The sequence below is a fragment of the Tatumella sp. JGM130 genome (assembly GCF_018257525.1).
Classification (GTDB): Bacteria; Pseudomonadota; Gammaproteobacteria; order Enterobacterales; family Enterobacteriaceae; genus Tatumella; species Tatumella punctata.
Map to the genome: position 1 here is coordinate 55162 of NZ_JAERJS010000011.1, position 18056 is coordinate 73217.

At 50.0% G+C, this 18056-nt stretch carries 17 protein-coding genes; 12 read left to right on the forward strand and 5 right to left on the reverse strand.

Features of this window, described 5'->3' with window-relative positions; translation table 11 throughout:
- Positions 1–140: 140 nt before the first annotated feature.
- The 6 genes from envC (at position 141) to JK211_RS07340 (ending at position 6765) form a co-directional block, all read left to right on the forward strand.
- Positions 141–1442 (forward strand): murein hydrolase activator EnvC, encoded by a 1302-nt coding sequence (gene envC, locus JK211_RS07315; RefSeq protein ID WP_371734588.1) that lies wholly within the window; start codon positions 141–143, stop codon positions 1440–1442.
- The gene (locus JK211_RS07320; protein ID WP_371734591.1) at positions 1442–2359 is read left to right on the forward strand and encodes a divergent polysaccharide deacetylase family protein; all 918 of its coding nucleotides are present in this window, start codon (positions 1442–1444) and stop codon (positions 2357–2359) included. The genes envC and JK211_RS07320 overlap by 1 nt, the downstream gene beginning before the upstream one ends.
- A gap of 243 nt (positions 2360–2602) precedes the next feature.
- Complete coding sequence (gene rfaD / locus JK211_RS07325) at positions 2603–3535, forward strand: ADP-glyceromanno-heptose 6-epimerase (protein ID WP_212708023.1); 933 nt, start codon at positions 2603–2605, stop codon at positions 3533–3535.
- Between the two features lie 14 nt (positions 3536–3549).
- Positions 3550–4611 (forward strand): ADP-heptose--LPS heptosyltransferase RfaF, encoded by a 1062-nt coding sequence (gene rfaF, locus JK211_RS07330; protein ID WP_212708024.1) that lies wholly within the window; start codon positions 3550–3552, stop codon positions 4609–4611.
- Positions 4599–5576 carry a lipopolysaccharide heptosyltransferase RfaC gene (rfaC, locus tag JK211_RS07335; protein WP_212708025.1) on the forward strand — a complete coding sequence of 326 codons (978 nt, stop codon included), beginning with the start codon at positions 4599–4601 and terminating at the stop codon, positions 5574–5576. The genes rfaF and rfaC overlap by 13 nt, the downstream gene beginning before the upstream one ends.
- Positions 5577–5643: 67 nt before the next feature.
- On the forward strand, positions 5644–6765 hold the full coding sequence (locus JK211_RS07340; RefSeq protein ID WP_212708026.1) for a glycosyltransferase family 9 protein: 1122 nt from the start codon (positions 5644–5646) through the stop codon (positions 6763–6765).
- Here the strand turns inward: JK211_RS07340 and JK211_RS07345 are convergent.
- Positions 6707–7984, reverse strand: a complete 1278-nt coding sequence (locus JK211_RS07345) for an O-antigen ligase (protein ID WP_212708027.1) — start codon at positions 7982–7984, stop codon at positions 6707–6709. The genes JK211_RS07340 and JK211_RS07345 overlap by 59 nt on opposite strands.
- A gap of 180 nt (positions 7985–8164) precedes the next feature.
- Positions 8165–9154 (reverse strand): deacetylase, encoded by a 990-nt coding sequence (locus tag JK211_RS07350; RefSeq protein WP_212708028.1) that lies wholly within the window; start codon positions 9152–9154, stop codon positions 8165–8167.
- A 164-nt stretch (positions 9155–9318) separates the two neighbouring features.
- On the opposite strand from JK211_RS07350, the gene JK211_RS07355 reads away from it, so the two are divergent.
- Complete coding sequence (locus JK211_RS07355; RefSeq protein ID WP_212708055.1) at positions 9319–10404, forward strand: glycosyltransferase; 1086 nt, start codon at positions 9319–9321, stop codon at positions 10402–10404.
- A 4-nt stretch (positions 10405–10408) separates the two neighbouring features.
- Here JK211_RS07355 and JK211_RS07360 read toward each other — a convergent pair whose 3' ends face one another.
- Positions 10409–11521 (reverse strand): glycosyltransferase family 9 protein, encoded by a 1113-nt coding sequence (locus JK211_RS07360; RefSeq protein ID WP_212708029.1) that lies wholly within the window; start codon positions 11519–11521, stop codon positions 10409–10411.
- A 569-nt stretch (positions 11522–12090) separates the two neighbouring features.
- Between JK211_RS07360 and rfaQ the strand changes: the two genes are divergently transcribed.
- From rfaQ to coaD, 5 genes are all read left to right on the forward strand, one after another.
- Positions 12091–13164: a putative lipopolysaccharide heptosyltransferase III gene (rfaQ, locus tag JK211_RS07365; protein ID WP_212708030.1), complete on the forward strand. Its 1074-nt coding sequence runs from the start codon at positions 12091–12093 to the stop codon at positions 13162–13164.
- On the forward strand, positions 13161–14294 hold the full coding sequence (locus JK211_RS07370) for a glycosyltransferase family 4 protein (protein ID WP_212708031.1): 1134 nt from the start codon (positions 13161–13163) through the stop codon (positions 14292–14294). The genes rfaQ and JK211_RS07370 overlap by 4 nt, the downstream gene beginning before the upstream one ends.
- Before the next feature lie 135 nt (positions 14295–14429).
- Positions 14430–15707 (forward strand): lipid IV(A) 3-deoxy-D-manno-octulosonic acid transferase, encoded by a 1278-nt coding sequence (gene waaA, locus JK211_RS07375; protein WP_212708032.1) that lies wholly within the window; start codon positions 14430–14432, stop codon positions 15705–15707.
- Entirely contained in the window at positions 15707–16486 is a 780-nt protein-coding gene (locus JK211_RS07380) for a glycosyltransferase family 2 protein (RefSeq protein ID WP_212708033.1), read from the forward strand. The genes waaA and JK211_RS07380 overlap by 1 nt, the downstream gene beginning before the upstream one ends.
- A gap of 1 nt (position 16487) precedes the next feature.
- Entirely contained in the window at positions 16488–16970 is a 483-nt protein-coding gene (coaD, locus tag JK211_RS07385) for a pantetheine-phosphate adenylyltransferase (RefSeq protein ID WP_212708034.1), read from the forward strand.
- A gap of 14 nt (positions 16971–16984) precedes the next feature.
- Here the strand turns inward: coaD and mutM are convergent, their stop codons facing one another.
- Together mutM and rpmG are read right to left on the reverse strand one after the other, a co-directional pair.
- A complete protein-coding gene (gene mutM / locus JK211_RS07390) occupies positions 16985–17794 on the reverse strand; it encodes a bifunctional DNA-formamidopyrimidine glycosylase/DNA-(apurinic or apyrimidinic site) lyase (protein ID WP_212708035.1) in 810 nt (269 codons plus the stop codon).
- An 86-nt stretch (positions 17795–17880) separates the two neighbouring features.
- The gene (gene rpmG, locus JK211_RS07395; protein WP_002436700.1) at positions 17881–18048 is read right to left on the reverse strand and encodes a 50S ribosomal protein L33; all 168 of its coding nucleotides are present in this window, start codon (positions 18046–18048) and stop codon (positions 17881–17883) included.
- Positions 18049–18056: the final 8 nt, after the last annotated feature.

Genomic DNA, 18056 nt, shown 5'->3' on the forward strand with positions numbered 1-18056 from the left:
TCATTTTACCTGACAGATGCTGAGTTCTGGCACTCAGACCTTACCTGTTGTCTGATTATGCCATTAATGCCGGATACAAACTATAAATCCCTTCCGGGAGGCTGGAAAGCAACTATGCATCGTGAAATAATCACCGCCCTATGACGAAAAAAATGCCTGTTCCCTGTATTTTGCCAGACAACGCTTCCCCGTCACCGAAACCACGCAGGGAGCGACCGACACTGGCCTCTGGCCTGCTGTGTGCGGGCATATTGTGCTTGTCTTTTACCGCCCATGCTGCTGACGATAATAAAGCGCAACTCAAATCTATACAGCAGGACATTGCGAATAAAGAGAAGAGTGTCCGTTCGCAAAAAATTCAGCGCAGTAACTTACTGGATCAGCTGCAGAGTCAGGAAAAAATCATTGCTCAGGCCAGCAGGCAATTACGTCAGACGCAAACCACGCTTGAAGGTATTAACCGCGATATCGCGGCCCTTGCCCGATCAATCGCACAACTGGAACAACGCCAGGCCAGGGAAGAAAGTCTTCTTGCACAACAGCTGGACGCAGCATTTCGCCAGGGACAACACAGTGGTATTGAACTGCTGCTCAGTGGTGAAGCTGGTCAGCGAAATGACCGGATACTGACCTATTTCACCTATCTGAATCAGGCACGCCAGCAGAACATTGAATCACTGAAACAGACCCGGGCAGAACTGGCGGAAAAGAAAACGATCCAGCTGCAGAAACAACAGCAGCAACAGCAATTACTGAGCCAGCAACAGGCACAACAAACCCGTCTGGAGCAGGCAAAATCCGCCCGCCAGAAAACACTCAGTGTGCTGGAGTCTTCACTGGAAAAAGACCAGGCAGACCTGGTTGAAATGCGCCAGAACGAAAGCCGTTTACAGGAAAAAATAGCCCGTGCAGAACAGATAGCCAAAGCACGCGCCGAACAGGAAGCCCGGGAAGCTGAACAGGTCAGACAACGCCAGGCACAGGCCCGCGCCAAAGGGTCAACTTATCGTCCTACGGAAGGTGAACAAGAGCTGATGGCCCGTACCGGAGGCCTGGGCCGGCCGGCCGGACAATATCCATGGCCGGTTCAGGGAAAACTGTTACACCGGTTTGGAGAAACACTGCAGGGTGAGCTACGCTGGAAGGGGTTAGTCATCGCCGCACCTGAAGGTACCGATGTCAGAGCAATTGCCGACGGGCGGGTTATCATGGCTGACTGGTTACAGGGCTATGGCCTGGTGATTGTTATTGAACATGGTCAGGGTGATATGACTCTGTATGGTTACAACCAGAGTGCTCTGGTTAATGTGGGTGCTCAGGTCAGAGCAGGCCAGCCTATCGCTCTGGTGGGAACCAGTGGCGGACGCGGTATACCGTCACTGTATTTTGAGATCCGCCGCCAGGGGCAGGCTGTAAACCCCCTCAGCTGGTTAGGGAAATAATTGTGCTGCATCGTCTGAAGATTGTCGCGTTCATCAGTGGCCTGCTGATTTGTCAGGCCGCTTCTGCTGCTAAACTGGCTATTGTTATTGACGATTTTGGTTACCGGCCAAAAGAAGAAAATCAGGTATTACAGATGCCTGCAGCGGTTTCTGTCGCCGTATTACCGGATGCCACCCATGCCCGTGAAATGGCAATAAAAGCACATCAGACCGGCCATGAAGTGCTGATCCATTTACCCATGGCCCCTCTGAGTAAACAACCTCTGGAAAAAAACACCCTCACTCCGGAGATGAGCAGCGCTGAAATTACCCGTATCATTCAGCTGGCTGTCAGCCATGTCCCTTATGCTGTCGGTCTGAACAACCATATGGGCAGTAAAATGACCTCCAGTCTGCCCGGTATGATTAAAGTGATGCAGGTCCTGAATCACTATAACTTCTATTTCCTGGACAGTATGACCATAGGTAATAGTCAGTCGGTAAACGCCGCTCAAGGCACCAGCGTCAGGGTATTGAAACGCAAAGTCTTTCTTGATGATACACAGAATGATGCCGATATCCGTAAGCAGTTTCTTCGCGCCGTAAACCTGGCCAGGCGTAATGGTTCAGCCATTGCCATCGGCCACCCGCACCCCGCGACCGTCAGAGTCTTACAGCAGATGCTGGCGGATCTGCCTGCCGATATCACGCTGGTACGCCCCAGTCAGCTGCTTAATGACACCCCGCACTCCTCCGCCAGTCATGGGGTAAAAAAACCTGCCGTGACCAGGGAAAATACGGTAACTCATGCCGGGTTAACTGCACAATGCCGTACCCTCCACGCACCTTCCCCATTGCTGCCTTCAGCCGGTATAGCAATGATTTATACCAGTATTAAAAACAGCCAGTTTATACAGGATATAAAAAGCATATTCTGACCGGTAACGGCCATTCTTTTCTGCGGAGAACAATGGCCTGTATTCCCTCTGCGATACCTCTCTGAAAAATATTCAGTCACACAACAGGTGGCCAGCTGACTGAATATACCAAAATATGTTGCAGAACGTTTGAAGCTTGTTTCCCGGAATAACAGACTCTGCCTTTACTGAGCGTGAAATGATATGATCGCGCGATATAAACGTGGTATTCCATACTTCACGTCTTCACTTAAGGGCAGGCTTATGATTATCGTTACTGGTGGCGCCGGCATGATCGGCAGCAATATAATAAAAGCACTGAATGACCGAGGTTATACGGACATTCTGGTGGTAGATAACCTGAAAGATGGTACTAAATTTGCCAACCTGGCAGACCTGAATATCAGCGACTACATGGATAAAGAAGAGTTTCTTGTCAGTGTACTGGCAGGTGATGATTTCGGGCCGATCGAGGCCGTTTTCCATCAGGGTGCATGCTCTTCCACGACCGAATGGGATGGCAAATACATGATGGATAATAACTATCAGTATTCAAAAGAGCTGCTGCACTTCTGTCTCGAGCGCCAGATCCCCTTCCTGTATGCCTCTTCTGCAGCGACCTATGGCGGACGGAACGATAACTTTATCGAACAGCGCCAATATGAAGCCCCGCTAAATGTTTATGGTTACTCCAAAATGCTGTTTGACCATTACGTTCGCAGTATTCTGCCAGAGGCAGAATCTCCGGTGTGTGGCTTCCGTTATTTTAACGTGTACGGTCCGCGTGAAGGTCATAAAGGCAGTATGGCCAGTGTTGCCTTCCACCTGAACACACAGATCACCAACGGTGAAAACCCTAAATTATTTGATGGCAGCGAAAACTTCCAGCGTGATTTCATCTACGTACAGGATGTTGCTGCGGTTAACCTGTGGTGCTGGGAAAATAATATATCAGGGATCTATAACTGTGGTACCGGCCGTGCTGAGTCGTTCCAGGAAGTCGCTGATGCGGTACTGGCATGGCATGGCACCGGCGAAGTGGAATATATTCCGTTCCCGGAAAAACTGAAAGGACGCTATCAGGCTTACACTCAGGCAGATCTCACCAACCTGCGTGCAACCGGCTATGACAAACCGTTTAAAACAGTCGCTGAAGGTGTGGCTGAATATATGGCATGGCTGAATAACAAAGCATAAGAGATTTTCCGGCGATGAAAATATTGGTGATTGGCCCTTCATGGGTTGGCGATATGATGATGTCACAAAGTCTTTATCGCACACTTAAAGCACAATACCCGGACGCCACGATTGACGTAATGGCTCCGGGGTGGTGCCGGCCATTATTATCCAGAATGCCCGAGGTCAATCAGGCTATCGCCATGCCGATTGGTCACGGGGCTCTGGCCTTAAAAGAACGTCGACAGATTGGCCGTTCACTGCGTGAAAGTCGTTACGATCGGGCTTACGTGTTACCGAACTCGTTTAAGTCAGCACTGGTGCCTTTCTTCGCCGGAATCAAAAAACGGATTGGCTGGCGGGGTGAAATGCGTTACGGCCTGCTTAACGATGCCCGGATACTGGATAAAGCAGCCTTCCCGTTGATGGTCGAACGCTACGTAGCGCTGGCTTATGATGCGGGACAAGTCACATCGGCGGCAGCATTGCCCCGGCCATTATTGTGGCCGCAACTGAGTGTCACTGAAGCAGAAAAAACCGGGACCGCCAGCCTTTTCTCTCTGCCGGCCGATCGCCCGCTGATCGGTTTTTGCCCCGGCGCTGAGTTTGGTCCGGCAAAACGCTGGCCTCATTATCACTATGCGGCACTGGCACAAAAACTGATCGCGAAAGGCTACCGTATCCTGCTGTTCGGTTCAGAGAAAGACTACCAAACCGGCGAAGATATTCTCCAGAGCCTGGACACAGCAGATGCTGCCTGCTGCTATAACCTGGCCGGTAAAACACGGCTGGAACAGGCGGTCATCTTACTCGCCAGCTGTACTGCCGTTGTCAGTAACGACTCTGGTCTGATGCATATTGCTGCGGCGTTACACCGGCCATTAATCGCATTATATGGCCCCAGCAGTCCTGACTTTACACCGCCATTATCCAATCAGGCTCGTATTATTCGCCTGATTTCAGGCTATCATAAAATCCGAAAAGGCGAAGCAGACCTTGGTTATCATCAGAGTCTGATTGATATAAAACCTGCGCGTGTTATGGATGAACTCACCATATTACTGGCCCCCACGCAGGAGAATGAATGCAGGTCCTGATAGTTAAAACTTCCTCGATGGGAGATGTGATCCATACTCTCCCTGCTCTGACCGATGCAATGCAGGCAATTCCCGGAATACGGTTTGACTGGGTAGTTGAAGAAAATTTTGCGCAGATCCCCGGGTGGCACCCGGCAGTGGATCAGGTATTACCCGTTGCTATCCGTCGCTGGCGTAAGCACTGGTTTGGCTTGCAACAACGGGAAGAGCGTTTCCGGTTTAAGCAACAACTGCGCCAGCGCCAGTACGATATGGTGATTGATGCCCAGGGGCTGATTAAAAGTGCAGCCCTGGTTACCCGGCTGGCCCGCGGCGAAAAACACGGGGCGGACAGAAACAGTATCCGTGAACCTTTTGCCTGCTGGTGGTATGACAAGCGACATGTTATCGGCCAGCAGCAACATGCGGTTGAACGAATCCGGGATTTGTTTGCCAAAAGTCTCGGGTATGAAAAACCGGCGGGCCGTGGTGACTACGCAATCGCAGGCCATTTTATTCATCACCTTCCCGCCGATGCAGGACGCTATATGGTATTCCTGCATGCGACCACCCGGGATAATAAGCACTGGCCTGAGCAGCACTGGCGTGAACTTATTGAGCGGGTCGCGGCCAGGGGCTATTGCATAAAGCTGCCCTGGGGGACCGAAGCAGAATACCAGCGTGCCGTACGGCTGGCAGAAGGACAGCCACAGGCTGAAGTACTGCCCCGGCTTTCACTGGCAGAAGTTGCGCGGGAACTGGCGGGTGCAAAAGTCATTGTCTCTGTCGATACCGGACTGAGCCATCTGGCCGCAGCACTGGACAGGCCGAACATCACTCTTTATGGCCCGACAGACCCGGGGCTGATAGGCGGTTACGGGAAAAACCAGATTGCCTTAAGACCGGAAACGGGTGACCGTATGAGTGATATTTCAGCTGCTAAGGTTGATCAGCAAATAAAGCGATTAGCCGATGACTCAGACTAACTTCGCCTCTGTCACAGACATCGCCGGGTTCAGTCATTATGTACTTTATTAAGAGTAACCGATAACCATGTGGAAGAAAGTAAAGTACTGGAACCGGCAAAAAAACCATCTGCTTCGCCGGCTGAAGCTGAAGCTGGTGTGTATGATGTTTGATATGACCTGTCGCCCGACAGCGCCGGACCTGAAAGCGATTAAAAAGGTTCTGGTACTCCGTGATGACAATAAAATTGGCGATATGATTGTCTCGACCGGCCTGTTTGACCAACTGCATAGTGCAGGTCTCCGGGTGGATGTCGTGGCAGGCAATGCCAACGCATTTATTGCTGAGTCCCTGCCACAGGTTTCAGCGATATTTTTATACCCGCAGAAAATTCTGCAGATCCTGCAGACTGGCTGTCAATTACGCCGACAGAAATATGATTTAGTGATCGATTTCGGTGATTATTTATCACCGGTATATTACAGCTTTATCAGCCTGATCAATGCCCGTCATACACTTGGTTTTAATAAGCCTCAGTTCTGTCGTTATGACCTGAATGTCACTGATACGGCTATCGACCAGCACATCACCACCCGCTATAAAAAAGTATTAGCCATGCTCGGCCTGCCATCGGACACTTATCGTTATCAGTTACAGGTTCCGGACATTCCACGGCGTGAGGCAAACGCTTTTATACACTCACTGCCATCGGATGCGATCGTGGTGTTGAATCCTTTCGCCGCCAGCAAAGACCGGATGTTGTCACCGCAGCAGATCTCCGCTTTTACCCGGATGGTGAACCAAATCGCGCCTGAACTTCAGGTCATCGTCATTGGCCCGCCTGATTTACTGGCCGCCACAGAAATCCCTGTCACTGCGATAAAAAATCCCTGTGATTCTTTCTGGAGTGCGGTAGTTCTGGTTCAGCGTGCCAGACTGCTTATCTCCCCCGATACATCATGGGTGCATGTTGCCTGCGCTTACCAGACTCCGCTTATCGCTTTATATAAAAGTAAAATAATTGACGGGGGACTGATCAATAATAAAGTCTGGGCACCTGGCTTTCAGCCCTCAGTCCAGATCATCACTGATAAGAACAGTGTCGCCGACATAGAGCCACAGGCTATCGCCGGCGCACTGAAACAATATCTCAGACCTGCTGAGATTTCTGAACCTGTCCCCCGACAGCACACAGACAAGACAGTGTAATCATTAACCCGAAGAAAATCGTCTGTTCACGACTGATCAAGGGGACATCCGTCAGACCGTATCCCGCCAGGCACAGCAATGTCAGCAGTAATAGTGTATTCCTGCACTTTACTGCCTGATAAAACAGCGTCAGATAAAAAGCCCATAATACTGTCAGACCGATAATCCCTTGCTGACTCGCTGTTTCGATACTTTCATCATGTAAATGAACCATCGCATAGTCGAGAGCAGATTGATCTGTGCCATGCTGAGCGACATAAGTACTCATATACTGGTAACGCTGCTCTTTGCTCATACCCCATGGGTGGTGTTTAAATACCGCCAGTCCGACCTGCCACATTGCCAGACGGGTACCTAACGATGTTGCATCATTACCGTTACTTTGCCGGTAAACACTGAGATCGTTTTCCGTGGAATGCACCCGCTCAGAAATTTCCCCGCGGAATAAAAATACCAGGCAAGCCAACGTCAGCAAGGCTACTGACAGTACTTTTAACTTATGCCGTGAGTGTGAATTCACCAGCAGACACACCAGAAAAATAAGCGGATGCAATACAATGGCGGAACGGGTTCCTGTATGCAGGATTAACCAGTATGAACACAGAAAAATAATAAATGCCTGCAGATAACCCCGAACAGATCCCTGAGATAATACCAGAAAAGCCAGTGCCAGACTGATACAGGAGTACATATATGAGGCATCCGTTGAACGGGTATTATTGAATTCAATTCGGTCCATCCCGTGCCACACCTGGACAATACCAATCAGGGATGTCAGCAGAAATGCCAGCCAGAGCGTTGTTTTTATCAGTGACCGTTTTGCCGGGATTCGGTGACTGTTTTTCATCAGATACATCATAATCACTGCAGCGAAAAATAATCGTTTCCCTGCCTGCAAATAGGCGTTATACATATTTGCCACAGCCGCATCACCGTAAAAGATCAGAAACCAGAAAATTTTTACTAATGCCAGTAAAATCAGCATCAAAGAAATTATCCCCGGATAACGACGCAGATGTCTGATATCAACACATATGGCCACCAGTGCAATATAACCGGAAATAAAAAAACAGTTTCTGGCCAGCGCTGTATCCACCAGCGTCAAAACAACGGATGCGGCAGCCAGTAAAAAACAGATTACCGGAAAAAAATCATTGCGAAGACTTTTTTGCAGAGATAACGGAAAGCGAGAGGAAAGTGCGGTAAAAAAATTATTCATGTTGATTACGGTTACCTGCTCAGTCGGAGTAACGGGATGTCCGTGACAGATTTTCCTGACAGAGACTGTGGCTGATATTTTATACGGACAACCACAGGATAATCTTCAACAGCCTGTCAGAAAATCAGATAATTTTGTAACTAAAATGAGCACCGCAGCTAATACCGGCCCGTTATGGTTTCACCGGCGAATACTGCGAGGCGATTCAGCCTGCCGCGTTATATAAGACTGATAGTATTCGAACAGCGTCATTCCGGTCGTCCGGCTATGCAGCCAGCTGAATAATTGTTCAAGGTTAGCATAGAGGGCCTCAATATCTGCTGCGGTTTTAAAGGTCGGACTACCGCCTGGCATAAACTCGGAAGAGTGCAGCATAAACTCGACATAATCGCTACCAGCCGCCAGATTCCTCTCAACCACCCGTTTCATCGCCGGTAAATTATCACGTGAAGGTCGCAGCCAATACACCGACGGTGAACGGTGCCTGCCTCGTAATTTATCCACTCCCTGTTTCAGATGGGTAACCATCGGAGAATGTTTATAGTCTGTGCTCATCGGAACTTCCAGCAGTCCGTGGCTGCCTGGCCTGGAGATATCTTCCGGATCAATAAAATAAGCCTGCCGCGGAAAATGCGTATAATCGGTACCACCGTTACCCTGTGGCGCACCGGAATTAAATGCCCAGTTCACCCGCGGGGTCACCGAACAGTCAACACAGTAACCAAGTTTACTGAGGATCGCCGCATAGCGTTCGTCAAATGCCCAGCGGCCGGCACGATGACTACGCATTGGTGTCTGGAAAGATTCTTCCAGTAATTCGGTCATAAACCGGACTTTCGCGATTAACTGATCATCAGGATATTCGATCAGGTAAGGCTGCCACTTCCAGTCATCATCGGTCAGAGGGTATTCCGGCGGGCTGTTCCAGGCATGTAAGTGCATACCCACCTCACCCTGCTGTCGGGTAATAACGTCTCTGGCAAATTCGACATAAGCCGGATCCCTCGCCATCTCATAGTTCGTCAGCCATGTAGGTTTAAACTGATACTTTTCGCACAACGCCTGAAAACGTGGCAAAAAACGGGTGTTTTCTGTAGCGATATTGCGGTGATTTTGCCAAAGGTTGTCACCTTCAGTATCGATTGTGATAAGAAAAGCCGGTTTGGTCATAGGTTATCTCTGATGTTTACCTGAAGGTTTTTCTGTTATTTTTACATATATTCGCAAGAGCGCCGACCCGAATCGGCTATCAGCATTACACTCTCAGCCCGTTTGTTATCTCTGTACGTTTTCTTATCAGAAGGATATCTGTAGTGTCACAACGTCATATCGCGATGATTATTGATGGCCTGCCCGGCGGCGGTGCTGAAAAAGTCGTATTAACACTCGCCCGCGGATTGCTGGGGCTGGGACACCGGGTTTCCCTGCTTTCGTTACGTGAAGTATGTGATTATACACTACCTGAGGGGATTGATTATCGGGTGATTACCGACAGCTCCCGCGCCCCCTGGCGTAAGCTCACCGAACTTTCCCGTCGCGCGGCGGCACTCGATAATGCATTCCGCCAACTGACTACCAGTGCTGGTCAGGCAGACCTGGTTATCTCTCATTTACATAAAACTGACCGTATTGTACGCCGTAGTAAAGTCATTGATCCGCAAAAAACCTGGTTCTGCCTGCATGGAGTTTTCTCCAGTGCTTATCTTGGTCACCGTACCGGTTTTTCCCGCTGGTTAAAGGCAAAAAAAATTCACCGGGTTTACCAGAAACGCAATATCGTTGGTGTGTCACAGTATGTTGTCGAAGACCTCTGTCATCAATTTTCGGTAACGCCAAAAAGACAGGACGTTATCGCTAACCCTTTTGATTTTGAAGATATTTTGCGGTCTGCAGCCGCGCCAGTCCCGTTACCGGAAAAAAGTTTCCTGCTGCATGTCGGCCGTTTTCATACCGTAAAACGCCATGACCGCCTGCTAAAAGCCTACGCCTTAAGCGGTCTGCAATGGCCCCTGGTGCTACTGGGTGAAGGTTCTCCTGAACGTATGCAGCAATTAAAAAATCTGGCGCAGGAACTCGGCATCCACGACAGGGTGATATTCCGGGGATTTCAAAGTAATCCGTATTGTTGGATAAAAAACGCCCGGATGCTGATTCTGAGTTCCGACAGTGAGGGATTTGGTAATGTACTGGCAGAAGCATTGATTTGCGGAACCCAGGTCGTCAGTACCCGTTGTCCGGGCGGGCCGGCAGAAATATTAACCGGGGCATTGTCTGCAGGTCTGGCTGATCTGACAGCAGAATCATTAGCCGAAAAAATCAGACAAACAGATAATCACCCGGTGACAATAACGCCTGATGCCCTGAAAAATTATCAGCTGAATACTGTTTGTCAGCATTACCTCGGACTGATACCCGGTTAATGCTTCAGCTTTTGTCCTGTGGCTGGTGAGTCTCTTTCATCCTGACCAGCATCCCGAAAACATCCTCAACAGGTATCGCTCTCAGTGGTTCCTGTTGATCGGTCACCCGGGGATCCTCCATCGGTAAATAGATATAACGATGTAAGTGCTTATCCTGATAGGGGCCACTGCTGTGCGGAGACTCACTGACAAACAAACTCAGGGTCGGTGTTTTAAGTGCGAGCGCCAGATGTAAAGGACCGGTATCCCCGGTCACCAGGATATCCATTGAAGAGATAATCCCTAACAGCTCCGGTAAACTGGTTTTTCCTACATAACTGGTTATCGCCGTTTTAACGTCGGGGCTGGCGCAGGCGAATACTTCCTCCGCCAGAGAAACTTCAGCCGGTGACCCAATCAGGACAATCTCAGTGCCCGGGTATTGATGAACAATCCGCTCAGCCAGTCCGGCAAAATACTGCGGCGGCCAGCAGCGAATTTTTGTTGATGCTCCCAGCTGAAAACCAACGCGATATATCCCGGCATCTTTTGCCTGAGGGGTATAGTCGCAGGGCACCGCCATATCCACATTGTCGGTGTTACATCCCAGGGCTGACACCAGCTGCATTTTCCGGTTAATAATATGCCCCGGACACTGGTCAAGCCCGAATGTCAGCCAGCGGGATAGCCTGCCAATATCTTTACCGTAATTATCCCGAACCAGATACCGGCAACCACTCATCGCAGCGCTCAGGACATCATAAGGCAGGTGAGAGTGCAGCATTATCGCCATTTCCGGAGCAAATACTTTTGCGCGGCGGGCAAATTCGGTGACTGTGCTGAATTTGTTATTCCAGAACAACACATCATCGCAGAAGTCACGGCGGGTAAGTAATTGCTTATATTTCGGATGGGCGACCAGAACAATATGGGCCTGCGGATAACGCTGACGGATAGCCCTCAGTGCCGGCGAATTAAACATATAATCCCCCAGTGCGGTCGTGGAATACACCAGAATACTGTTGAATGTCCGTTGTGCCAGCTGACGTCTTTTTTCGTCAGTGCCCAGGGAATGACGATGGAAAAGACTCAGCCAGAGATCCACCAGACCAATCTTCTTCTTCTTACTCTCTCTCATGTTTAACTAGCTTGATCCTGTTAGTGTGAAGTAAGTGCATACGCTCTGATAATTCAAATAAAAGCGGTGCTTTCGCCCCTTTTATGATTATTCCCGGGATTGTTCACGCTTAGCTGACGTGATTAACGTTCGCGCATGCAGGGCCGTCATTTCTGTTTGCTGAAATATTCGGGACAATAGTACCACCAGTGATGAACTGACTGACGGTATGTTTTGTGCGTGCGAAATCATTTTGATTGCCTGCCTGAGTACCGGTAGCAAAAACGACTTATAACAACCTCATATTCAGAATTTTTCAGATAACGCTGCGCCGGAAGAATATTGATGATGATCGGCAATATTCATGGCCGGTAACAGGATTTCATCCCGGCCGTCATATTTATTTGTTACAGTGTGGCTGAAGCGGATCCGGTTTATCATTGCGCTGATAATAAGTCTTCATCCTGCCGGGCGATGCATACCAATGAGAGGAAAAACTCCGGGCGGATATAGCACGGGCACCAATAGCCGTTATTTTCATCAGCCAGATAGCCTGGCCTGCGTTTTTAAATTTAACATAAGTGACAGGTATGAGTCATACGCCAGTATCAGCCTTATCCCCGAAGAGAATACTTATCATTAAATTACGTCATCACGGTGACATGCTGTTAATTACTCCGGTAATAGAATCGCTGCATAAGAATCACCCTAAGGCAGAAATAGATGTTCTGCTGTATAAAGAAACAGAGGCCATGCTGGTAAATAATCCGTTGATCTCAAATTGTTTTTTTATAGACAGACGCTGGAAAAAACAAGGTACGCTACGCCATATTGGCCATGAATGGCGGCTACTGCGTACACTCAGATCCCGGCATTATGATCTGGTGATCAATCTTGCAGACCAGTGGCGTAGTGCCCTGCTCACCCGTTTCACCGCTGCCAGACAACGCCTCGGGTTTGCTTTCCCGAAGCGCGAGGGGGTGCTGTGGCGTCATTGTCATACGCAGCTGGTCCCGATCACTGACCATCAGGAGTTACATACGGTTGAGCAAAATCTTTCACTGCTGGCCCCTCTGAATCTGGCACAAATCAGTACCAAAGCCACCATGCATTATCTTGCCTCCGACAGGGAATATATTCAGCAATGCCTGCGACAACAACATGCCGGCGGACGATATATTGTGGTACATCCGACCTCCAGATGGTTCTTTAAATGCTGGCCGGAAGAAAAAATGGCCAGTCTTATCACCCGGCTGGCAGCGGAGGGCACTACCGTCGTATTAACCTCTGGCCCTGATGATGCTGAAATGGAAATGGTCAGCCGGATACTCTCTATGAGCCGGGGCGAAAATATTATCTCCCTGGCAGGGAAAATGACACTGCCACAACTGGCTGCACTGATTGATCATGCAGCATTGTTCATTGGTGTCGATTCAGTGCCTATGCATATGGCCGCCGCATTAAACACCCCCTATGTGGCTCTGTTTGGTCCGTCAAAACTGACACTCTGGCATCCATGGGAAGGTGAAGGTGTCACACTGTGGGCCGGAGATTTTGGCCCGCTACCGGACCCTGATGAAATTAACACTGCTACTTCAGAACGTTACCTGGATTTAATTCCTGTTCAGGCCGTTCTTACTCCGGCACAGGAACTGCTGAAATGAAAAAAATACGACTGGCAATTGTCCGTCAGAAATACCGGCCGGATGGCGGCGCTGAACGTTTTGTCTCACGGGCACTGGAAGCCCTGAACCATAAAGCGATGGAACTGAATGTCATCACCCGTCAATGGCAGGGCGATACACATCCCGACTGGCATATTCATATCTGTAACCCGATGAAATGGGGACGTATCAGCCGCGAACGGGGATTCGCCAGAGCAGCCCGGAAGCTGTGGCAGCAGCAGGGGTTTGATATTGTTCAAAGCCATGAGCGTATTGCGGGCTGTGATATCTATCGTGCCGGCGACGGAGTTCATAGGCGCTGGCTGTTGCAACGCTCGCGCATTCTGTCTGGCTGGAAGCAGCGCCGGTTATTTACCGACAGCTACCACCGCTATGTTATGCAGGCAGAATATGAGATGTATACCTCGCCGCACCTGAAAGCCGTCATCTGCAATGCCGAAATGGTGAAACGCGAAATTATTGAAGATTTCGCCGTCCCCGCCGAAAAAATACATGTTATTTATAATGCGATCGACCATCAGAAGTTCTGCCCTGCAGAGGCATCACAGAGACAGGTACTGCGTCAGCAGCACGGTATTCCACAGGATGCCCACTGCCTGATTTTTGTCGGATCGGGATTTGAAAGGAAAGGACTGAAAGCCGCCATCGAAGCTATTTCAGGCACTGACAGTCATTTACTGGTCATTGGCCGGGATAAAACTGAGCAGCGTTATCATCAGCTGGCACAACATCTCGGATGCGGGCAACGGATCCATTTCGCGGGAATGCAGCCACAGACATTACCTTTTTACCAGCTGGCCGACGGTTTATTACTCCCGACACTGTATGATCCGTTCCCGAATGTTATTTTAGAAGCGATGGCCTGCGGGCTGCCGGTCATTACCAGCACGCATTGCGGGGGCGCGGAATTTATCCGTCACGGTGACAATGGATTCGTCACCGATGCGCTGGATATACCGGCCCTGACTGAGGCAATAAAACAATTGCCTGCCAGCGGCCCGGATTCACCGATGGGTAAGCAGGCAAGGGAAACTATCCTGCCATACACACCGGCCCACTTGTCGGAGCAGCTATTCTCTCTCTACGAACAATTACTCTCAGCTGAGTAACGTTAACCGCGGCAAAGCATTATCCGGCTTACCGTTCCCCCGGGTACAGGCTACCGGGGGTATCCGCCCTTCACGTACCTAATCCACGCCATTTATGCTACTATTGCCGCAAAATTCCAAGCCGATATTCACATAATGCTGTTGCGTGTATACCAGACACTTCTTTACCTGATTCAGCCCGTTATCTGGGTTCGATTACTTCTCCGCAGTCGTAAAGCGCCGGCGTACCGTAAACGCTGGGCGGAACGTTATGGATTTTGTGCAGGCAAAGTCAGACCGGAGGGGATCGTATTACACTCAGTTTCTGTCGGGGAAACACTGGCAGCGGTGCCGCTGGTCAGGGCATTACGTTACCGTTACCCGTCGTTACCGATTACCGTAACCACCATGACACCCACGGGCTCAGAGCGTGCCAAATCGGCATTTGGTAATGATGTTGACCATGTCTATTTACCTTATGATTTACCCGGCGCAACTCACCGCTTCCTCGATACCGTACGGCCACGCATGATGATTATCATGGAAACCGAATTATGGCCCGGGCTGATCCATATCCTGCATCAGCGAAATATTCCTTTAGTGATTGCCAATGCCCGCCTTTCTGAACGTTCATTTCGTGGTTATAAAAAACTCGGCACGTTTATGCAGCACCTGCTGCAGAGTATCAGTCTGATCGCCGCACAAAATACCGGAGACGGTGAACGTTTCGTCGCGCTGGGGTTAAAGCGCAACCATTTAGCCGTTACCGGCAGCCTGAAGTTTGATATTTCCGTTACCCCGGAACTGGCGGCTAAAGCAGTCACTCTGCGCAGCCAGTGGGCACCCCACCGTCCGGTATGGATAGCCACCAGTACCCATGACGGGGAAGAAAGTATCATTCTGGACAGTCACCGCCAGCTACTGAATCAGTTTCCGGACCTGCTACTGATTCTGGTACCCCGCCATCCGGAGCGTTTTTCGGATGCTAAAGCACTGACACAAAAAGCCGGCTTTAGTTATATCACCCGTAGTAGCGGCCAGGTGCCTTCCGCCACAACTCAGGTTGTGATTGGCGACACCATGGGTGAACTGATGCTGCTATATGGGATCGCAGATCTGGCTTTTGTCGGCGGGAGCCTGACAGAGCGTGGCGGACATAATCCTCTGGAACCTGCCGCTCATGCTTTGCCGGTCCTGATGGGGCCCCATACCTGGAATTTTAAAGATATCTGCAGCAAGCTTGAAGAGGCACAAGGTCTGATCACCGTGACTGACAGTAAGTCACTGACCAAAGAAGTCAGTATCCTGCTTCAGGATGATGACTATCGCCGTTACTATGGGCATCATGCGGTAGAAGTGCTGCGTCAGAACCAGGGGGCATTACAACGGCTGCTGGAGTTACTTGAACCTTATCTTCCGCCACGGACACACTGATGAGTACACGCCAGAAACTTTCGGTGGTAATGATCACCAAAAATGAAGCAGAGTTACTTCCTGACTGCCTGCAATCTGTAAACTGGGCCGATGAAATCATCGTCCTCGACTCTGGCAGTTCAGACCAGACCTGTGATATTGCCCGTCAGGCTGGCGCAAAAGTGTTCCACAGTGGCCAGTGGCCGGGCTACGGCCTGCAACGTCAGCACGCTCAGCAATATGCCTCCGGCGATATGATACTGATGATTGATGCTGATGAAAGGGTAACCCCGGCGCTCAGACAATCTATCGAGGCAATCCTGCATCAGCCGGCTGCCACTGATACTGTCTACAGTATTGCCCGCAGTAACTGGTTTCTGGGCCGTTTTATGCGCCATAGCGGCTGGTACCCGGACCGGGTGACACGCTTATATCCGGCACATTTTGTCTATAACGATAATCTGGTTCACGAATCTCTGGAGCACTCCGCCGCCAGGGTTGTTCATCTGTCAGGAGACCTGCAGCATTTAACCTGCAGAGATCTGCATCATTTCCAGCAAAAACAGCTCGCCTATGCCAATGCCTGGGCGACCCAGCGTTTCAGACAGGGGCGCCCCTGCAGTTTATTTTCTGTCTATAGTCATACGGCAGCAGCATGGCTGAAAACAGCAGTACTCAGGGCTGGCTTGCTGGATGGCAGCCAGGGATGGGTGCTGGCAATGGTGAATGCCCAGTATACGTTTAATAAATACGCCATACTCTGGGCATTGCATAAAACTACATCACCAGGGGAACAATAATATGACAACCCGGGCCATTTACCCTGGCACATTTGATCCACTGACTTTAGGGCACCTGGACATTGTTACCCGGGCAGGCCGTTTATTTGACCATGTGATACTGGCCATTGCCCGGAATAATACCAAACAACCGATGTTCAGCCTGCAGGAACGCATCGCACTGGCCCGGCAGGCCACTGCACACCTGGAGAATGTGGATGTCATGGGATTTGGCGATCTGATGGTCAATTTTGCCCGCCAGCAACAGGCAAATGTATTAATCCGTGGTGTCCGTTCGGTCTCTGACTTTGATTATGAACGGCAGCTGGCACAAATGAACAATCAGTTACTGCCGGGTCTTGAAAGTATTTTTATGATCCCGGCAGAAGCATATACCTTTGTTTCATCATCGCTGGTAAAAGAAGTTGCCCGCCATGGCGGAGATATCTCCGGATTTGTGACCGGTCCGGTGCATCAGGCGCTGCTTGAAAAATTAGCGTCCTGATCCCCTGCTACCGATTATTTCTGACATTGCGGGCACCAGTAAGTACTGCGTTGCCCGTGCCTGCCACTATTGATCGCCGTTCCGCAGTGCAGGCAAGGCGATCCGGCCCGTCCGTAGACCTGTAATTGCTGGGCGAAATAACCAGGCTTACCATCGCTTTGCAGAAAGTCGCGTAATGTAGTTCCGCCCTGTTCAATCGAACGGTGCAGCACCTGCTTGATCGAATCCACCAGCACCTGAGCTTCATCTTCAGTCAGGTCACAGGCAGGCCTGCCAGGCAGAATACCGGCACTGAATAATGCTTCGCTGGCATAAATATTACCGACACCTACCACCAGCTTGTTATCCATCAGCCATTGTTTGATAGCAATGCGCTTACGTTGTGATTTCTCCAGAAGCCAGCCAGCGGAGAAAGCCTCACTCAGCGGTTCAGGGCCGAGATGAGATAACACCCGACTGGCAGCCAAATCCGGCGCCCACAGCCAGGCACCAAAGCGTCTGGGATCGGTATACCGCAGTACTTTTCCGTTACTCATCACCAAATCAACATGATCATGTTTTTCCGGGGGGTGTTCTTCGGTAAGCACTCTCAGACTGCCCGACATCCCCAGGTGAATGATAATCCATCCCTCCGGTAATTCTATCAGCAAGTACTTAGCCCGGCGCTGTACACTCAGTACCGGTTGATCACTCAGAGATAAGATTTCCGGCGATACCGGCCAGCGTAATCGTGTATTGCGTACAACAGCATGTAATACTGTCGCGCCCACCAGGTGGGGTTCAATACCCCGGCGGCTGGTTTCTACTTCAGGTAATTCAGGCATCACAGCTCCTTATTCCGGGTTATTGCCTGGCAGGTCCTGGAAAACAAAAAACCCGGCCGGAGCCGGGTTTTTTCAGAATACTAAAATTACTTAATTTTAGCTTCTTTGTATACTACGTGCTGACGAACAACCGGGTCGAACTTTTTCAGTTCCAGTTTTTCCGGTTTAGTACGTTTGTTCTTCGTAGTGGTATAGAAGTGACCTGTACCAGCAGAAGAAACCAGCTTGATCTTCTCACGAATACCTTTAGCCATGATTTAGT